General features: G+C 71.8%; 13 protein-coding genes and 1 pseudogene. 12 read left to right on the top strand and 2 right to left on the bottom strand.

Annotated elements, in window-relative coordinates; translation table 11 throughout:
* Positions 1-139 precede the first annotated feature (139 nt).
* Positions 140-334, bottom strand: a complete 195-nt coding sequence (locus tag KIS93_RS48435) for a DUF3046 domain-containing protein (RefSeq protein WP_080042024.1) — start codon at positions 332-334, stop codon at positions 140-142.
* Positions 335-378: 44 nt separating this feature from the next.
* Here KIS93_RS48435 and KIS93_RS48440 point away from each other — a divergent pair, with 44 nt between their 5' ends.
* Complete coding sequence (locus KIS93_RS48440) at positions 379-573, top strand: hypothetical protein (RefSeq protein ID WP_155128396.1); 195 nt, start codon at positions 379-381, stop codon at positions 571-573.
* A gap of 177 nt (positions 574-750) precedes the next feature.
* On the opposite strand, the gene KIS93_RS48445 is transcribed toward KIS93_RS48440, so the two are convergent.
* Complete coding sequence (locus tag KIS93_RS48445) at positions 751-1,137, bottom strand: VOC family protein (RefSeq protein ID WP_230465504.1); 387 nt, start codon at positions 1,135-1,137, stop codon at positions 751-753.
* 186 nt (positions 1,138-1,323) lie between these two features.
* Between KIS93_RS48445 and KIS93_RS48450 the strand changes: the two are divergent.
* The 11 genes and pseudogenes from KIS93_RS48450 to KIS93_RS68530 all read left to right on the top strand — a co-directional run bounded on the left by KIS93_RS48450 (position 1,324) and on the right by KIS93_RS68530 (position 16,192).
* Positions 1,324-5,991: pseudogene (locus KIS93_RS48450) on the top strand (ATP-dependent helicase).
* A 198-nt stretch (positions 5,992-6,189) separates the two neighbouring features.
* The gene (locus KIS93_RS48455) at positions 6,190-6,798 is read left to right on the top strand and encodes a TetR/AcrR family transcriptional regulator (RefSeq protein WP_080042026.1); all 609 of its coding nucleotides are present in this window, start codon (positions 6,190-6,192) and stop codon (positions 6,796-6,798) included.
* Positions 6,795-7,547: an ABC transporter ATP-binding protein gene (locus tag KIS93_RS48460; RefSeq protein WP_080042027.1), complete on the top strand. Its 753-nt coding sequence runs from the start codon at positions 6,795-6,797 to the stop codon at positions 7,545-7,547. The genes KIS93_RS48455 and KIS93_RS48460 overlap by 4 nt, the downstream gene beginning before the upstream one ends.
* Positions 7,538-9,292, top strand: coding sequence for a hypothetical protein (locus KIS93_RS48465; RefSeq protein WP_155128398.1), 1,755 nt, complete (start codon positions 7,538-7,540; stop codon positions 9,290-9,292). Before KIS93_RS48460 ends, KIS93_RS48465 begins: the two co-directional genes overlap by 10 nt.
* Positions 9,293-9,301: 9 nt before the next feature.
* Positions 9,302-10,081: a hypothetical protein gene (locus KIS93_RS48470; protein WP_080042029.1), complete on the top strand. Its 780-nt coding sequence runs from the start codon at positions 9,302-9,304 to the stop codon at positions 10,079-10,081.
* Between the two features lie 25 nt (positions 10,082-10,106).
* Complete coding sequence (locus tag KIS93_RS48475; protein WP_080042030.1) at positions 10,107-10,784, top strand: GntR family transcriptional regulator; 678 nt, start codon at positions 10,107-10,109, stop codon at positions 10,782-10,784.
* A gap of 91 nt (positions 10,785-10,875) precedes the next feature.
* A complete protein-coding gene (locus KIS93_RS48480; protein ID WP_186404856.1) occupies positions 10,876-12,492 on the top strand; it encodes an ABC transporter substrate-binding protein in 1,617 nt (538 codons plus the stop codon).
* Positions 12,492-13,451: an ABC transporter permease gene (locus KIS93_RS48485; protein WP_080042032.1), complete on the top strand. Its 960-nt coding sequence runs from the start codon at positions 12,492-12,494 to the stop codon at positions 13,449-13,451. Before KIS93_RS48480 ends, KIS93_RS48485 begins: the two co-directional genes overlap by 1 nt.
* On the top strand, positions 13,444-14,271 hold the full coding sequence (locus tag KIS93_RS48490; protein WP_155128400.1) for an ABC transporter permease: 828 nt from the start codon (positions 13,444-13,446) through the stop codon (positions 14,269-14,271). The genes KIS93_RS48485 and KIS93_RS48490 overlap by 8 nt, the downstream gene beginning before the upstream one ends.
* On the top strand, positions 14,268-15,233 hold the full coding sequence (locus KIS93_RS68525) for an ABC transporter ATP-binding protein (RefSeq protein WP_080042034.1): 966 nt from the start codon (positions 14,268-14,270) through the stop codon (positions 15,231-15,233). Before KIS93_RS48490 ends, KIS93_RS68525 begins: the two co-directional genes overlap by 4 nt.
* Entirely contained in the window at positions 15,230-16,192 is a 963-nt protein-coding gene (locus tag KIS93_RS68530; RefSeq protein ID WP_329607622.1) for an ABC transporter ATP-binding protein, read from the top strand. The genes KIS93_RS68525 and KIS93_RS68530 overlap by 4 nt, the downstream gene beginning before the upstream one ends.
* Positions 16,193-16,228: the final 36 nt, after the last annotated feature.

Below are 16,228 nucleotides of genomic sequence, written 5' to 3' on the forward strand. Positions count from 1 at the left end.
CCTGCCTGGCCGGGCCGCGAGCCCGCGCCGGGCCGCGAACCTGCCTGGCCGGGCCGCGAGCCCGCGCCGGGCCGTGAGCCCGCCTGGCCGAGCCGTGAGCCGACCTGGCCGCCAGCCGACTGGGCCGGGTCGTGAACGGCTAGCGCAGCTTCGGGGAGACGTCCTCCACCTGGCAGACCGCCCGCCACACCGTCTTGGCGCTCTCGCCGTCGGCCAGCGCCTGGTCGACGGTGCGGCCCCCGAGGGGGGCCAGGACGTAGTCGCGGGCCCACGACTCCGCGTACGTCTCACCGAAGTGAGCGTTCATCCGTCTCCAGAACTCCGTCAGGCGCATGAAACCAAGTATGGAAGCGCCCGGGGTGTGGGTAGGACATCCGCATGCCAAAGACCCCCAAGTCTTCACCCCCGAAGACAGCCAAGACGAAGGCCAACCGGGCCAAGCGCCGCCGATTACTGCTCGAGCTGCGGCAGGCCGTACGGAAGGAGAAGGTGGAGCGCGCCGAGCGGCACGCGGGCATCAGACAGGAGCCGCGTGCGGGCAAGCCGCGCACGCGCAGGGCGTCACGACGCTGAGCCTGACGTCCAACAAGTCACGACGCTGAGCCGGACGTCCAACAAAAGCTTGAGCCGGACGTTCGACAAAGCTGAGCCGGACGTTCGACAGACGCTGAGGCAGGCGTTGATCGGACGCTGGTCACGGCACGGGTAACAGTGCGGCTGACTGTGCGACTAACAGGGCGGGTGGCATGGTCACAGCACCCGCGCGCCGTACATCTCACCGAGCTGGTCGGCGAGCAGCTCCAGCCGGGCGCCGTCGGGGTCCTTGAAGTAAATGGAGGCGCCGCTCTCTATCTGGTGCGGCACGCCGGCCATCTCCAGCTTCCCGCGCAGCCGCTCCCACGTGGCCGGGTCGACCGAGATCGCGATGTGGTGCAGCCCGCCGAGCACTTCCTGGTACGGCCCGAGGTCGAGGCCGGGGAAGTCGAAGAAGGCGAGCAGGTTGCCGTTGCCGATGTCGAAGAAGAAGTGGCTCGAACCTTTGTAGTCGCGATTCTCGATGATCTCGGTCAGCGGGAACTCCAGGAGTTCCTGGTAGAACTTGATGGTGCGTTCCACGTCGGACGAGATCAACGCCACGTGGTGCAGGCCACGCGCGCTGCTGGATGGTCGGTGCGGTAAAGCGTAGCGCTGTCGTATCTCCGCTCGGCGGGCTTCGATGGCCGCGTAATCGATCGTCACGGTCGCTGTATGTCCGCGAAGACCCCCGCTCAATCACGCGCGTCCGGGCCAAATGCGTTTTCTGTCGGTGGCGGGAGGCACTATGTGCAGGTGAGCTCGCTAGACCAGTTCAGCCAGGTGACCAGGCATTGGTTCGCCGGGGCCTTCCACGCGCCCACGGCCGCTCAGGAGGGGGCGTGGGAGTCGATCTCGCGGGGCGATCATACTCTGGTCGTCGCCCCGACGGGGTCGGGGAAGACGCTGGCGGCGTTCCTGTGGTCGCTCGACCGCCTCGCGGCCGAGCAGACCGAACGGACCGAGCAGACCGAACGGACCCGGCAGGCCCAGCAGACCGAGCGGGCCCGGCAGGCCGGGGCGGAGGAGCGCAAGGGCACGAGGGTCCTGTACGTGTCGCCGCTCAAGGCGCTGGCCGTCGACGTCGAGCGCAACCTGCGCGCTCCCCTGGCCGGCCTGAAGCAGACGGCGCGGCGGCTCGGGCTGCCGGTGCCGGAGATCTCGGTGGCGATCCGCTCGGGCGACACTCCCGCCGAGGATCGCCGGCGGTTCGCGGCCAGGCCGTCCGACATCCTGATCACCACACCCGAGTCGCTGTTCCTGCTGCTCACCAGCCAGGCGCGGGAGGCGCTGCGGGGCGTGGAGACGGTGATCGTGGACGAGGTGCACGCGGTGGCGGGCACCAAGCGCGGCGCTCATCTGGCGCTCAGCCTGGAGCGGCTCGACGCGCTGCTCGACCGGCCGGCGCAGCGGGTGGGGTTGTCGGCGACGGTGCGGCCGGTGAGCGAGGTGGCGGCGTTCCTGGGCGGGGCGCGGCCGGCCACGGTGGTGCAGCCGCCGTCCGACAAGCGGATCGAGGTGGAGGTCGTCGTCCCCGTCGAGGACATGACGGAGATGGAGGGCCCCGCGAAGCAGGGCTCTGAGGAGGAGTTCGCGCCCGAGCCGGGCAACCGGTCGATCTGGCCTCATGTGGAAGACCGGTTGTTCGACCTGATCGAGGCGCACAGCTCCACGATCGTGTTCGCGAACTCGCGGCGGCTGGCCGAGCGGCTCTGCACGCGCCTGAACGAGCTGGCCTACGAACGCGAGCAGGGCACCGAGACGGTCGACCTGTCCCTGTGGGAGACGGGGCCGGCCAGGCCCATGCCCGCGCAGGTGATGGCGCAGGCGGGGGCGAGCAAGGGCGCCGTGACGGAGATCGTGCGCGCCCACCACGGCTCGGTCTCGAAGGAGGAGCGGGCGCAGATCGAGGAGGCGCTCAAGTCGGGCCGCCTGCCCGCCGTGGTCGCCACCTCCAGCCTGGAGCTGGGCATCGACATGGGCGCGGTCGATCTGGTGGCGTGCGTGGAGGCGCCGCCGAGCGTGGCCAGCGGGCTGCAGCGCATCGGACGGGCGGGGCACCAGGTGGGCGCGGTGTCCAAGGGCGTCATCTTCCCGAAGTACCGGGGCGATCTGGTGCAGACGGCCGTGGTGGCGGAGCGGATGAAGAGCGGCCTGATCGAGGAGTTGCGCTACCCGCGTAACCCGCTCGACGTGCTGGCCCAGCAGATCGTGGCGATGACGGCGCTCGACGAGTGGACGGTCGACGAGCTGGAGAGCGTGGTCAAGCGGGCCGCCCCCTACGCCACGCTGCCGCGCAGCGCGCTGGAGGCCACGCTCGACATGCTGGCCGGGCGCTATCCGAGCGAGGAGTTCGCCGAGCTGCGGCCCCGCATCGTGTGGGATCGGGTGACCGGCACGCTCCAGGGGCGTCCTGGCGCGCAGCGGCTGGCGGTGACCAACGGCGGCACGATCCCCGACCGTGGCCTGTTCGGCGTGTTCCTGGTGGGCGAGCGGGCCTCCAGGGTGGGCGAGCTCGACGAGGAGATGGTCTACGAGTCGCGCGTCGGCGACGTGTTCGTGCTGGGCGCGACCTCCTGGCGCATCGAGGACATCACCGCCGACCGGGTGCTCGTCTCGCCCGCGCCGGGACAGCCGGGCAAGCTGCCGTTCTGGCACGGCGACGCGCCGGGGCGGCCGGCCGAGCTGGGCCGGGCGATCGGGCAGTTCCTGCGCGAGCAGGCCAAGGAGGGCTCGACGGAACGGATGCGGGAGGCGGGCCTCGACGAGTACGCCTCGGGCAACCTGCTGGCGTACCTGCGGGAGCAGCGCGAGGCCACCGGCTACGTCCCCGACGACCGCACGCTGCTGGTGGAGCGCTTCCACGACGAGCTCGGCGACTGGCGGGTGGTGATCCACTCCCCGTACGGCGCGCGCGTGCACGCCCCGTGGGCGCTGGCGATCAACCGGCGGCTGCGCGAGCGCTACGGCATCGACGTGCAGGCCGTGCACTCCGACGACGGCATCGTGCTGCGCATCCCCGACACGCTGGCCGAGCCGCCCACCGACGTGGCCGCGTTCGACGCGGAAGAGATCGAGCAGATCGTCACCGAGGAGCTGGGCGGGTCGGCCATGTTCGCCTCCCGGTTCAGGGAGTGCGCGGGCCGGGCGCTGCTGCTGCCGCGCCGCACGCCGGGCCGGCGCAGCCCACTGTGGCAGCAGCGGCAGCGGGCCGCGCACCTGCTGGGCGTGGCCTCGCAGTACGCCTCGTTCCCGATCGTGCTGGAGACGATGCGCGAGTGCCTCCAGGACGTCTTCGACGTTCCCGGCCTGGTGCAGCTCATGCGTGACATCGCCGCGCGCCGGGTGCGGGTGGTGGAGGTGGAGACGTCGCAGGCCTCGCCGTTCGCGGCCTCGCTGCTGTTCCACTACATCGGCGCCTTCATGTACGAAGGTGACGCCCCGCTGGCCGAGCGCCGCGCGCAGGCCCTGGCGCTCGACACCACGCTGCTGGCCGAGCTGCTGGGCCAGGCCGACCTGCGCGAGCTGCTCGACCCCGACGTGATCTCCGACAGCGAGCGCGAGCTGGCCAGGCTCGACCGTCCGCTGCGCGACGTGGAGGACCTCGCCGACCTGCTGCGCTCGCACGGGCCGCTGCTGGCGCCCGACGTGAGCGTGCGCGGCGGCGACCCGGCCTGGCTGGAGGAGCTGGAACGGGCGAGGCGCGCCATCCGGGTGCGCGTCGCGGGCGAGGAGCAGTGGGCGGCCATCGAGGATGCCGCCCGCATGCGTGACGCGCTGGGCGTGCCGCTGCCCGTGGGCATCCCGCACGCGTTCCTGGAGCCGGTGGCCGATCCGCTGGCCGACCTGGTGGCGCGGCACGCCCGGACGCGGGGCCGTTCCACGCGGGCACGGCGGCGGCGCGGTTCGGGCTCGGGGTGGCCGTGGTGACCGACGCGCTGCGGCGGCTGGCGGCCACCGGGCGGGTCGTCAGCGGGGAGTTCCGTCCCGGCGGGCGGGGCGAGGAGTGGTGCGACGCGGGCGTGCTGCGGATGCTGCGCCGCAGGTCGCTGGCCCGGCTGCGCAAGGAGGTGGAGCCGGTCGCCCCCGAGACGCTCGCGTTGTTCCTGCCGGCCTGGCACGGCATCACCGGCTCCGGCGGCACCGACAGAGGGGCCGGTGCGGGCGGCTCCGACAGGGGGGCTGGTGCGGGCGGCTTTGGTACGGACGCGCGCGGCGGCCAGGTCGGGTCGGCGCGGGCGATGGACGCGCTGGTCCGATCGATCGAGCAGCTTCAAGGGGCCGCCGTGCCCGCGTCCGCGCTGGAGACGCTCGTGTTGCCCGCGCGGGTCCCCGGCTACCATCCGGCGCTGCTCGACGAGCTGACCTCGGCGGGCGACGTCATGTGGGTCGGGCAGGGGTCGCTGCCGGGCGGCGACGGCTGGGTGTCGCTCTACTTCGCCGACACCGCGCCGCTGCTGCTGCCCGAGCCGGCCGAGATCACCATGACCCCGGTGCACGAGCGGGTCCTGGAGCTGCTGGGCGGCGGCGGGCGCTGTTCTTCCGGGGCATCTCCGACCAGTTCGGCTCGTCGCTGGACGACGCCACGCTGGTGGCCGCGTTGTGGGACCTCGTGTGGGCGGGCCGGGTGTCGGGCGACACGCTGGCGCCGCTGCGCGCCACGCTCGGCACGGGACGGCCGGCGCACCGGCCGGCGACCACGCGGCGGCGCAGGGCGGTGCTGCCGAGCAGGAGCGGCCCGCCGACCGTGGCCGGGCGGTGGTGGCTGCTGCCCGGGCCCGCCGCCGACGCGACCCAGCGGGCGCACGCGCAGGCGGAGGTCCTGCTGGAGCGGCACGGGGTGGTGACGCGCGGGGCGGTCACCTCCGAACGCCTGCCCGGCGGCTTCACCCCCGTCTACCAGGTGCTGCGGGCCTACGAGGAGAGCGGCCGGTGCCGGAGGGGGTACTTCGTCGAGGGGCTCGGCGGGGCGCAGTTCGCGCTGCCGGGGGCGGTGGACCGGATGCGGGCCATGGCCCCGGGGATCGCGTCGTCCGGGGGCGGTGGCGAGGGGGGCGGGCCGTGGTGCTGGCCGCCGCCGACCCGGCCAGCCCGTACGGCGCCGCGCTGCCCTGGCCGCAGCACCCCGGCGACGTCGGGCACAAGCCGGGCAGGAAGGCCGGCGCGCTGGTCGTCCTCGTGGACGGGCATCTGGTGCTGTACGTCGAGCGCGGCGGCAAGACGCTGCTGTCGTTCACCGACGGCGACCGGCTGCAGCCGGCGGTCGACGCGCTGGCCCTGGCGGTACGCGACGGGGCGCTGGGCAAGCTGACGGTGGAGCGGGCCGACGGCGCCTCCATCGTCGACTCTCCCCTGGCGGCGGCCCTGGAGGCGGCCGGCTTCCACCCGACCCCGCGAGGTCTGCGCCTGCGCGCCTGACCAGCACGAGGCGGCCCGGGTGGGCCTGACCGGCACGTGGCCGCCCGGGTGGGCCTGACCAGCACGAGGCCGCCCGGGTGGGCCTGACCAGCACGAGGCCGCCCGGGCGTCGGGTGCTGCCCCTGCGGGATCGACGTGCGGAAATGCGCCGTACCAGACCACGTCTTCCCCAGGTTTGAATGGCCGTTTAAAATTCTGATGGTGTCGCCAGAAAGCCGAACGTTCATTGAACAGGCACGCCGGGCCCAGATCATCGAGTGCGCCATCGACGTGCTGGCCGAGCACGGCTACGCCCGTACGACCATGGCCAGGATCGCCGAGCAGGCCAGGATCAGCACCGGCGTCATCTCGTACCACTTCGGCGGCAAGAGGCAGCTCATCGAGGCGGTGGTGGCGGAGGTGGCCAAGCTGGCGACGGACATGATGGTCCCTCGCATCCTGGCTCAGCCGAACGCCACGGAGGCCCTGCGCGCGTACCTGGAGAGCAATCTCGAGTTCATGCGCGTGCACCGCAAGCCCCTGCTGGCGCTGGTGGAGATCGTCACGCATGCGACGGGCGACGACGGCGACCCGCACCCGTACGCGCGCCAGGCCGAGGTCGCCATCAGCGACCTGCGCAAGGTCCTGGACTGGGGGCAGCGCTCGGGCGAGTTCCGCGACTTCGACCAGCGCAGCATGGCCATCACGATCCGGGGCGCGATCGACGCGGTGCCCGGCATGCTGCTCAACGACCCCGGCTTCGACCTCGACCTGCTCACCCGTGAGCTGGTCACCACCTTCACTCTCGCGACCAGGAGACAGCCATGACATCGCCGGCCTTAGAGATCAGGGGTCTGACGAAGACCTTCGGCGAGAACACCGCCGTCGACCACGTCGAGCTGAGCGTGCCGCAGGGCTCGTTCTACGGCCTGGTCGGGCAGAACGGCGCGGGCAAGACGACCACGCTGTCCATGGCGGTGGGTCTGCTGCGGCCCGACGCGGGCAGCGCGCGAATCTTCGGGGCGGACGTGTGGGCGGACCCGGCGAAGGCCAAGCAGCTCGTCGGGGTGTTGCCCGACGGGATGGCCATGCCGGAGCGGCTGACGGGGCGGGAGGTGCTGACCTATCTCGGCCTGCTGCGCGGGCTGAGCAAGGAGGTGGTGGCCGAGCGGGCCGAGGAGCTGCTGAGCGTGCTGGAGCTGGACATGGCGGAGAAGACGCTCGTCATCGAGTACTCGACCGGCATGCGCAAGAAGATCGGGCTGGCGACGGCGTTGCTGCACGCGCCGAAGCTGCTGGTGCTGGACGAGCCGTTCGAGGCGGTGGACCCGGTGTCGGCGGCGACGATCAAGCAGATCCTGCGCGGGTTCGTGGCCGGCGGCGGCTCGGTGGTGCTGTCCAGCCACGTGATGGCGCTGGTGGAGCAGCTCTGCGACCACGTCGGGGTGATCGACAAGGGACGGGTGGCGGCGGCCGGCCCGCTGGACGAGGTGCGCGGCCAGGCGACCCTTGAGGACAGGTTCGTCGAGCTGGTGGGCGCCGGCTCCACGGCCGCCAAGGGGCTGTCATGGCTGTAGCGCTGACCATGGCCAGGATGAAGATGTCGATCCTGCGCCACTCGATGAAGGGCCAGCAGGGCGGCACGATGGCCGGCGCGGGCGGGCTCGGGGTGCTGCTGGCGGGCGGCACGATCGTGCTGGCGTTCCTGGGCGGCGACTGGCTGGCGGCCGCGTACACGGTGTGGATGCTGGGCTGGATCATCGGCCCGGTGTTCTCCGGCGGCGGCGACGAGACGTTGCGGCCGGAGTTCTTCTCGCTGCTGGGGCTGCGGCCGCAGCGCATGGCGGCCGGGCTGCTGGTGGCGGCGTTCGTGGGGGTGGCGCCGGCGGTCAGCCTGCTCGCGCTCGGCGGGCTGCTGGTCGTCGGGGTACGCGAGGGCGTCGCGGGGGCGCTCGTGGCGGTGCCGGCGATGGTGTTGCAGCTGGCCGTGTTCGTGCTGCTGTCGAAGGTGACGGTGGCGTTGCTGGGGCTGGCGCTGGGCTCCAGGGCGGGGGCGATCGGCGCCGGGCTGATCAACGGCGTGATCCTCGCCTTCCTGGGGCAGATCTGGGTGTTCATGGTGGCGCTCGGGCAGGGCGGCCAGATTCCGGCGTTCGTCCGGTACCTGCCGTCCGGGTGGGGGCTGCTGGCCGTCCAGGGCCAGTACCTGGCGCTGGCCGCGATGGCGGTGCTGATCGTGCTGCTGCTGGCGGCGTGGGCGGCGCTGCTGGCGCGGCGGGCGGGCCGGAGCCGGCCCTCGACGCGGGGCCGCCGGCCGATGCGGGCGGCCACGCCGCACGGCGCGGTGGTGGCCAAGGAACTGCGGAGCTGGACGCGCGACCTGGTGCGCAACCACCAGCTCGCGTTCGCGTTCACCTACGGGGTGGCCTTCGCGGCGGTGCCGCTGCTGGTGGGCATCTCGCAGCTGGTGCCGCTGGCGGGGCCGATCTTCATCATGATGGCGGCGGCGATGACCTCCAACGCGTACGGCGCCGACGGCACCGCGCACTGGCTGACGCTGATGACGCCGGGCGCCTCCGACGTGCGGGGCCGCCAGCTCGCGTGGCTGACGGCGGTGGGGCCGATCGGGCTGGTGCTGGCGGTCGTCTCGACGGCGGCCGTGGGCGGGCCGTGGCCGCTGGTCATGGCGGCCACGTTCGCGCTGCTCGGCGGGGCGGCCGGCCTGGTGTCGCTGATGTCGGTGATGGCGCTGATCCCGGGCATCGACCCGCGGAACCGGGGCGGCAACCCGCTGCGGACGAGCGAGGACGACGGCTCGGCGACCGGCATGGCGTACCTGATGCTGGTCCTGGTGGCGGTCACGGCGGCGCCGGCCGTGCTGGTGGCGCTGCGTTACGGCTGGTGGGGCGTGCCGGCGGGGCTGCTGACCGGCGTGTTGTGCTGGTGGGGGTTCGGCCTGCTGGCGGAGCGGCGGCTGACGGCCAGGGGGCCGGAGCTGCTGCACCTCATGCGTACGGGGCGGCGGCCCGACAGTGGCAAGCCGGCGTCGGGCGCGTTCGACCTGCCCGGGAACATGTCGCCCACGCAGCGGACGATCGTGCTGATCTGCGGGGCGTTCGGCGCGATCCCGCTGGTGCCGCAGGGCATCATCGCCATGGTCTTCCTGGCGGACGGGCAGCTGCGGCACTCGTGGTTCCTGGCCACGTACATGCCGCCGGCGTTGCGCTGGCCGGTGGCGATCGGGTTCGTCGTGCTCGGCATCGCCATGTACGGCACGGCCCTGGCGTTGTGGTCACGGGCGAAGAAGGCCGCCGCGAGGTAGAACCGTGGTATGCGGCCATGGGCACGATTACGTGCGGACCTCGGCGCCGGCAAGAACCTGGAGATCTACCTGACGGCGGCGATCGCGCTGGTGGTCGGCGTGCTCGGCGTCTTCGACCTCGTGGACACGAAGGTCGTGGGCGCGGCCACGCTGGCCACGCTGGCGCTGGTGGCGGTGAACGCGCTGGGCCCCCGCCACCAGGTGGCCGGCCTTGCGAAGCAGGTCGCCGAGCTGGTGCGGACCGGCATGCCGGGCGAGGACTTCCTGGCCGGCGGCATGAAGAGGTTCGACGAGCGGGTGGCGCACGCGCACGACCTGCGCTTCGCAGGGGTGACGCTCAACCGCACGATGCGCTCCTACGTCAATGACCTGCGCAAGGCGCTGGAGCGGGGCGCGTCGGTCAAGGTGCTGCTGATCGATCCCACGGGGTCCGTGCCTGAGGAGGCCGCGCGGCGCTCCACGATCCCCGACCAGCCCGACGTGTTCGAGCACCGCGCGAGGGCCACGCTGTACCTCCTGCGCGACCTGCCCGCCCGTGAGGGGCTGGAGGTCAGGCTGCTGCCTTTCGCGCCCGCGTTCATGGTCTTCCTGCTGGATCCCGGCGACGACGACGGCCTGGTGCACGTCTCGATGAGCAGCCACCGCTCCCCCGGGCCCGCGCCGGGCTTCACGCTCTCCACCCGCCGCGACCACGTCTGGTGCCCGTACTTCACGGCGGAGTTCGACCGCCTCTGGGAGGTGGCCAGGGACGTTACGGACGCCGACTGGTACCCTGCGCGTCATCCCTAACTTCTTGTATACGATAAATCCCCCTATGACTGATATGACGCTGGGCGGGGCCCATCAGACCTTGCGTGACGAGGTCACCAAGGAGCTGCGCCGCCGCATACTCACCGGCGAGCTCGCCCAGGGTGAACGCCTGGTCGAGGATCGGCTGGCCGCCGCGCTCGGCGTCTCACGCAACCCCGTTCGCGAGTCGATCCGGGTGCTGGCCGCCGAAGGGTTCATCCAGGTCGTCCCGCGTCTGGGCGCGACGGTGGCCCGGCTGTCGGCCGAGGAGGGCGAGGAGCTCTTCGACGTCCGGATGGCCATCGAGGGCCTGGCGGCGCGGCTGGCGGCGCGCAAGCGCTCCCCCGCGACCGCCGACCGGCTGCGCCGGCTGCTGGACCAGGCGCGGGAGGCGGTCGAGGCGGGCCGGCTGGAGGAGGTGGCCGATCTGAACACGGCCTTCCACCTGGCCGTCGGCGAGTCGACGGGGAACTCGTACCTGGCGCTGATGATGAAGCCGATGTTGCAGCGCGCCCAGTGGGTCTTCAGCCAGACGGCGGCCGCGCGCGGCCCCCATTCGTGGACCGAGCACCTGAGCCTGTGCGAGGCGATCGCGGCGGGCGACGAGGACGAGGCGCAGGCCAGAGCGGTCGCGCACGTGGCGGCGGCGCGGCGGTCGTTCCTCCAGGCCGTGGGCCGCAGGACAAAACACCCAAACGATTAGGAAACGCTCAGATAACAACATAGGGTGATGAAACACCGCTGAAATGTGGCATCTTGTATACAGTCTCCTAACACGTTTCAACGGAGGCCCCATGCGACCGTCCCCCAAGGTCGTCGCGGCGCTCGTCACCCTCCCCCTCGCCCTCGCGGCCTGCGGCGGAGGCGGGACGAGCAACACGCCCGCGGCACCGAGTTCCATAGCCGGCGCCTCGGCCGACCACCGGTCGGTCAAGGCGGGCGGCACGCTCAACATCGCGCTCAACGCCGACCCCGACGTTCTCGACCCGAGCATCTCGACCACGCTCGTGGGCCGCGAGGTCTTTGCGAACATGTGCGAGAAGCTCTACGACATCGACGCCTCCTCCACCCTGGTCCCCCAGCTCGCCGCGGCCCTGCCCGAGCCGGCCGACGGCGGCAAGGAAGTGACGATCAAGCTGCGCGAGGGCGTCAAGTTCAACGACGGCACGGCGTTCGACGCCGAGGCGGTCAAGAAGTCGCTGGACCGGCACCGCACCTGGGAGAAGTCCGCGCGGCAGGCCGACCTGGCCGCCGTGTCCAAGGTCGAGGTGGTCGATCCCACGACGGTGAAGCTGACGCTGACGCAACCGTTCACGCCGCTGACCGCGCAGCTCGCCGACCGCGCCGGCATGATCATGTCGCCGAAGGCGCTGGACGCCGAGGGCGACAACTTCGGCGCGAGCCCGGTCTGCGTCGGTCCGTTCAAGTTCGCGAGCCGCACCTCGGGCAGCCAGATCACGCTGGAGAAGTCGGCCGACTACTACGACGCCGCCAAGGTCAAGCTCGACAAGCTCGTATACAAAATCATCGTCGACCCCAACGTGCGCGCCGCGAACCTCAAGTCCGGCGACGTGCAGGTGGCCGACCAGCTCGCCACGAACACCGTCGCGGGCGTGCAGGCCGACCCGAACCTGACCGTCGTGTCCGGCGGCGGCCTCGGCTACTACGGCTTCCAGATCAACATCGGCAACGCCAAGGGTTCCACCGAGAAGCCCGGCCCGATCGACACGCCGCTCGGCAAGAGCCCGCAGCTGCGTGAGGCGTTCGAGCTGTCGCTCGACCGCGACGCGATCAACAAGGCCGTCTACAACGGGCTGCACCAGGTGGACTGCTACCCCGTCCCGGTGGACAGCCCGTACCGGCCGAAGGACCTGACCTGCCCCAAGCGCGACCTGGCCAAGGCCAAGCAGCTCGTGCAGGCCTCCGGCGTGGCCACGCCGATCCCGGTCACCCTCGCCACCCCGAACGACGCCGTCAACCAGCGCCTGGCGCAGGTCATCCAGTCGATGGCCAAGGAGGCGGGCTTCAACGTGAGCGTGCAGACGGCCGAGTTCGTCAGCGTGCTGGAGCAGGGCAAGGCCGGCAAGTTCGACGTGCTGCTGAGCGGCTGGTCGGGCCGCGTGGACCCGGACGGCAACCTCACGAACCTGGTCACCACCCAGGGCAGCAACAACTACGCGGGCATGTCGGACCCCGGCATCGACGACCCGATCAAGCAGGCCGCCGCCGAGACGGACGTCGCCAAGCGGGCCGAGCTGTACGGCAGCGCCATGAAGAAGGCCGCCGAGCTGCGCGGCGTGGTGTACCTGTACCACAACCTGTACTACCTGGGCATGCACAAGACCGTGGCCGGCGTCCAGTACTTCAAGGACGGCCTGCCCCGCTTCGTCACCGCCGGGTTCGCCGCCTGATGCTCTGGTTCATCCTGCGGCGCTGCGGATCGGCCGTGCTCGTGCTGTTCCTGTCCAGCGTCCTGATCTTCCTGGGCATCCGGGCGCTGCCCGGCGACCCGGCCACGGTGATGGCCGGCCAGGAGGCGTCGCCGGCCGCGATCGAGGCCATCCGCAAGGAGTTCGGCCTGGACAAGCCGCTGCCGGCGCAGTACCTGGACTACGTCGGCCAGACGCTGACCGGCAACTTCGGCCGCTCGACCCAGGACCAGCTGCCCGTGGCGGACATCCTGGCCGAGCGGCTGCCGGTGACGCTGGAGCTGTCGCTGCTGGCCATGCTGGTCGCGATCGTCGTCGGCGTGGGGGCGGGCATCGTGGCCGCCGTCCGCCGCGGCAAGCTCGCCGACTACGTGGCCACCGGCTTCGGCCTGGCGGGGCTGTCGATCCCGCACTTCTGGCTGGGCCTGCTCGGCATCCTGCTGTTCGCGGTGACGTGGCGGGTGCTGCCGGCCTCCGGGTACGTGCCGTTCACCGAGGACCCGGCCGGGAACCTGCAGCGCATGATCCTGCCGGCCCTGGTGCTCGGCACGGGCTTCGCGGCGATCCTGATGCGGCAGACCCGCTCGGCCATGCTGGGCGCGCTGTCGGCCGACTACGTCAGGACCGCCAGGTCGAAGGGCCTGTCGGAGGCCAAGGTGGTGGGCGCGCACGCGCTGCGCAACAGCCTGACGACCGTCGTGACGGTGCTCGGCCTGCAGCTCGGCGCGCTGATCAGCGGCGCCGTGGTGACCGAGCAGATCTTCGTCATCCCGGGCTTCGGCAAGCTGACCGTGGACGCGGTGCTGACCAGGAACTATCCCGTCATCCAGGCGGTCGTGCTGGTCACGGTCATCGGGTACGTCGTGGTGAACCTGCTGGTCGACATCGCCTACGCCTTCCTCAACCCCCGGATCAGGCTGTCGGGAGGCACCCGTGACTAGGCACTGGCGGCGTTTCAGGCGGCGGCCGATGCCGATGGCGGGCCTGGTGCTGGTGGTCGCGTTCGTCCTGCTGGCCCTGCTCGGCCCGCTGGTGACGGGCGACCCGGCGGCGCAGGACTACCTGGCCACGCTCGCACCCCCGTCGGGCGCGCACCCGATGGGCACCGACGACCTCGGCCGGGACGCCTTCGCCCGCATCGCGCACGGCGCCCAGGTCTCGCTGCAGGCGGGCGTGCTGTCCACGCTGCTGGCGATGGTGGTCGGCATCCCGATCGGGCTGGTCGCCGGCTTCTACCGGCGCTGGCTGGACCCGATCGTGATGCGGCTGGTGGACGTGACGCTGGCCTTCCCGTTCCTGGTGTTCGCGGTGGGCCTGGCGGCGATCATCGGGCCGTCGCTGAAGGGCGTCGTGCTGGCGCTGGGCTTCTCCCAGCTGCCCGCGATCATCCGGATCACCCGCGGCGAGGTGCTGGCCGTCAGGGAGATGGACTACGTGGCCGCGGCCATCGCCGACGGCGCGGGCGACGGGCACATCATCTTCCGTTACGTGCTGCCGAACTGCGCCAGCCCGCTCATCGTGCAGGCCACGGTGGCGATCCCGGCGGCGATCATCGGTGAGGCGACGCTGTCGTTCCTCGGGCTGGGCGTGCAGCCGCCGACCCCGTCGTGGGGCGTGATGCTGACGACCGCGCAGCAGTACCTGAGCGACGCGCCCTGGCTGGCGATCTGGCCCGGCCTGATGATCGCGCTGGCCACGCTCGGCTTCAACCTGCTCGGCGACGGCCTGCGTGACGTACTGGACCCGAGGAGCCACCGATGAGCCTGCTGGAGATCACCGACCTCAAGGTCGGCTTCGACACCGAGGACGGCCACGTCCAGGCGGTCAGGGACATCTCGCTCACCCTGGACGAGGGCGAGATCCTCGCCCTGTGCGGCGAGTCGGGCTGCGGCAAGTCGGTCACCGCGATGTCGATCCCCCGGCTGCTGCCGCCCGCGACGACGCGGCTGACCGGCTCGATCAGGCTGGACGGCCGCGAGCTGACCACGCTGCCCGAGCCGGAGATGCGGCAGGTGCGCGGCAAGACCGTCTCGGTCGTCTTCCAGGAGCCGATGACCTCGCTGAACCCGTCGTTCACGGTCGGCTACCAGATCACCGAGGTGCTGCGCCGGCACGAGAGGCTGTCGCGGCAGGCCGCGAACCAGCGGGCCGTGGAGCTGCTGGAGCTGGTCGGCATCCCCGCTCCGGTGCGCCGGATGAAGGAGTACCCGCACCAGCTGTCCGGCGGCATGCGGCAGCGGGTCATGATCGCCATCGCGGTGGCCTGCTCGCCGCGCGTGCTGATCGCCGACGAGCCGACGACGGCGCTCGACGTGACGATCCAGGCGGGCGTGCTGGACGTCTTCCGCGACCTGCGCGACCGGCTGGGCACCGCGATCATCCTCATCACGCACGACCTGGGCGTGGTCGCCGACATCGCCGACCGGGCCATGGTCATGTACGCGGGCCGCGCCGTCGAGCAGGCGCCCGTGGCCGAGCTGTTCGCCCGGCCGCGGCACCCGTACACGCTGGGGCTGATGAACGCCCTGCCCTCGGCCGCCGTCAACGGCCGGCTGGCGGAGATCCCCGGCATGGTGCCCTCGCCGCTGTCGGACCCCGACCAGTGCGCCTTCCACGACCGCTGCCGGTTCGCCCAGGACGACTGCCGGGCGTCCAGACCCCCGCTCGAACGCCAGGGCGACGACCACCTGGCGGCCTGCTTCCACCCCGGAGGTCAGTCGTGATCCTGCGGATCGACAACCTGGTCAAGCACTACGGCCCCGTCCGGGCGGTGGACGGCCTGTCGCTGGAGATCGGCGAGGGCGAGGTGCTCGGCCTGGTCGGCGAGTCGGGCAGCGGCAAGTCCACGGTCGGCAAGTGCGTGCTGCGCCTGACCGAGCCGACGGCGGGCACGATCGAGCTGGGCGGCAGGGACATCACACACCTGTCGCGCCGGGCGATGCGCCCGCTGCGCCGCGACGTGCACATGGTCTTCCAGGACCCGTTCTCCTCGCTCAACCCGCGCTTCACGATCGAGCGGATCGTGGCCGAGCCGCTGCTGCGGCACAAGGTCACCGACCGGCGCGAGGTGGCGGGCCGGGTGGCGGCGATGCTGGAGAAGGTCGGGCTGCGGCAGGAGATGCGCAAGCGGTTCCCGCACGAGCTGTCCGGCGGGCAGCGGCAGCGGGTGGGGCTGGCCAGGGCGCTGATCCTGGAGCCCAAGCTGGTCGTGGCGGACGAGCCGGTCTCGGCGCTGGACGTGTCCGTGCAGGCGTCGGTGCTCAACCTGATCACCGACCTGCAGCGGGACATGGGGTTCTCGTGCCTGTTCATCACGCATGACCTGTCGGTCGTGGAGTTCCTGGCCGACCGGATCGCGGTCATGTACCTGGGGAAGATCGTGGAGTCCGGCCCCACGGCCGAGATCTTCGCCGGGCCGCGGCATCCGTACACGCAGGCCCTGCTGTCGGCCGCGCCGGTGGCCGATCCGGCCAGGCAGCGGGAGCGGCGCCGGATCGTGCTCGGCGGCGACGTGCCGAGCCCGATGGACCCGCCGTCCGGCTGCCGCTTCCACACGCGGTGCCCGCTGGCCTACGACGAGTGCCGTACCTCCGAACCTCTGTTGAACGACCCGCGTGGCAGCGGTCACCCCGCCGCGTGCCACCTGGTAACGGCGGACCGCGTCCCCGACGCGGCCAAGTAAGGAGAGATCTTGTTCACCACCAGGCCCGAGCTGTCG

Origin of the sequence: [Actinomadura] parvosata subsp. kistnae (assembly GCF_900323885.1) — a bacterium.
Classification (GTDB): Bacteria; Actinomycetota; Actinomycetes; order Streptosporangiales; family Streptosporangiaceae; genus Nonomuraea; species Nonomuraea composti.

Excerpts from the sequence above, each read along its gene's own strand:
- KIS93_RS48455 (WP_080042026.1), top strand. The coding sequence starts at position 6,190 with ATGGTGTCGCCAGAAAGCCGAACGTTCATTGAACAGGCACGCCGGGCC.
- KIS93_RS48485 (WP_080042032.1), top strand. The coding sequence starts at position 12,492 with ATGCTCTGGTTCATCCTGCGGCGCTGCGGATCGGCCGTGCTCGTGCTG.
- KIS93_RS48470 (WP_080042029.1), top strand. The coding sequence starts at position 9,302 with ATGCGGCCATGGGCACGATTACGTGCGGACCTCGGCGCCGGCAAGAAC.
- KIS93_RS48480 (WP_186404856.1), top strand. The coding sequence starts at position 10,876 with ATGCGACCGTCCCCCAAGGTCGTCGCGGCGCTCGTCACCCTCCCCCTC.
- KIS93_RS48460 (WP_080042027.1), top strand. The coding sequence starts at position 6,795 with ATGACATCGCCGGCCTTAGAGATCAGGGGTCTGACGAAGACCTTCGGC.
- KIS93_RS48475 (WP_080042030.1), top strand. The coding sequence starts at position 10,107 with ATGACTGATATGACGCTGGGCGGGGCCCATCAGACCTTGCGTGACGAG.
- KIS93_RS48440 (WP_155128396.1), top strand. The coding sequence starts at position 379 with ATGCCAAAGACCCCCAAGTCTTCACCCCCGAAGACAGCCAAGACGAAG.
- KIS93_RS48435 (WP_080042024.1), bottom strand. The coding sequence starts at position 334 with ATGCGCCTGACGGAGTTCTGGAGACGGATGAACGCTCACTTCGGTGAG.
- KIS93_RS48465 (WP_155128398.1), top strand. The coding sequence starts at position 7,538 with ATGGCTGTAGCGCTGACCATGGCCAGGATGAAGATGTCGATCCTGCGC.
- KIS93_RS68525 (WP_080042034.1), top strand. The coding sequence starts at position 14,268 with ATGAGCCTGCTGGAGATCACCGACCTCAAGGTCGGCTTCGACACCGAG.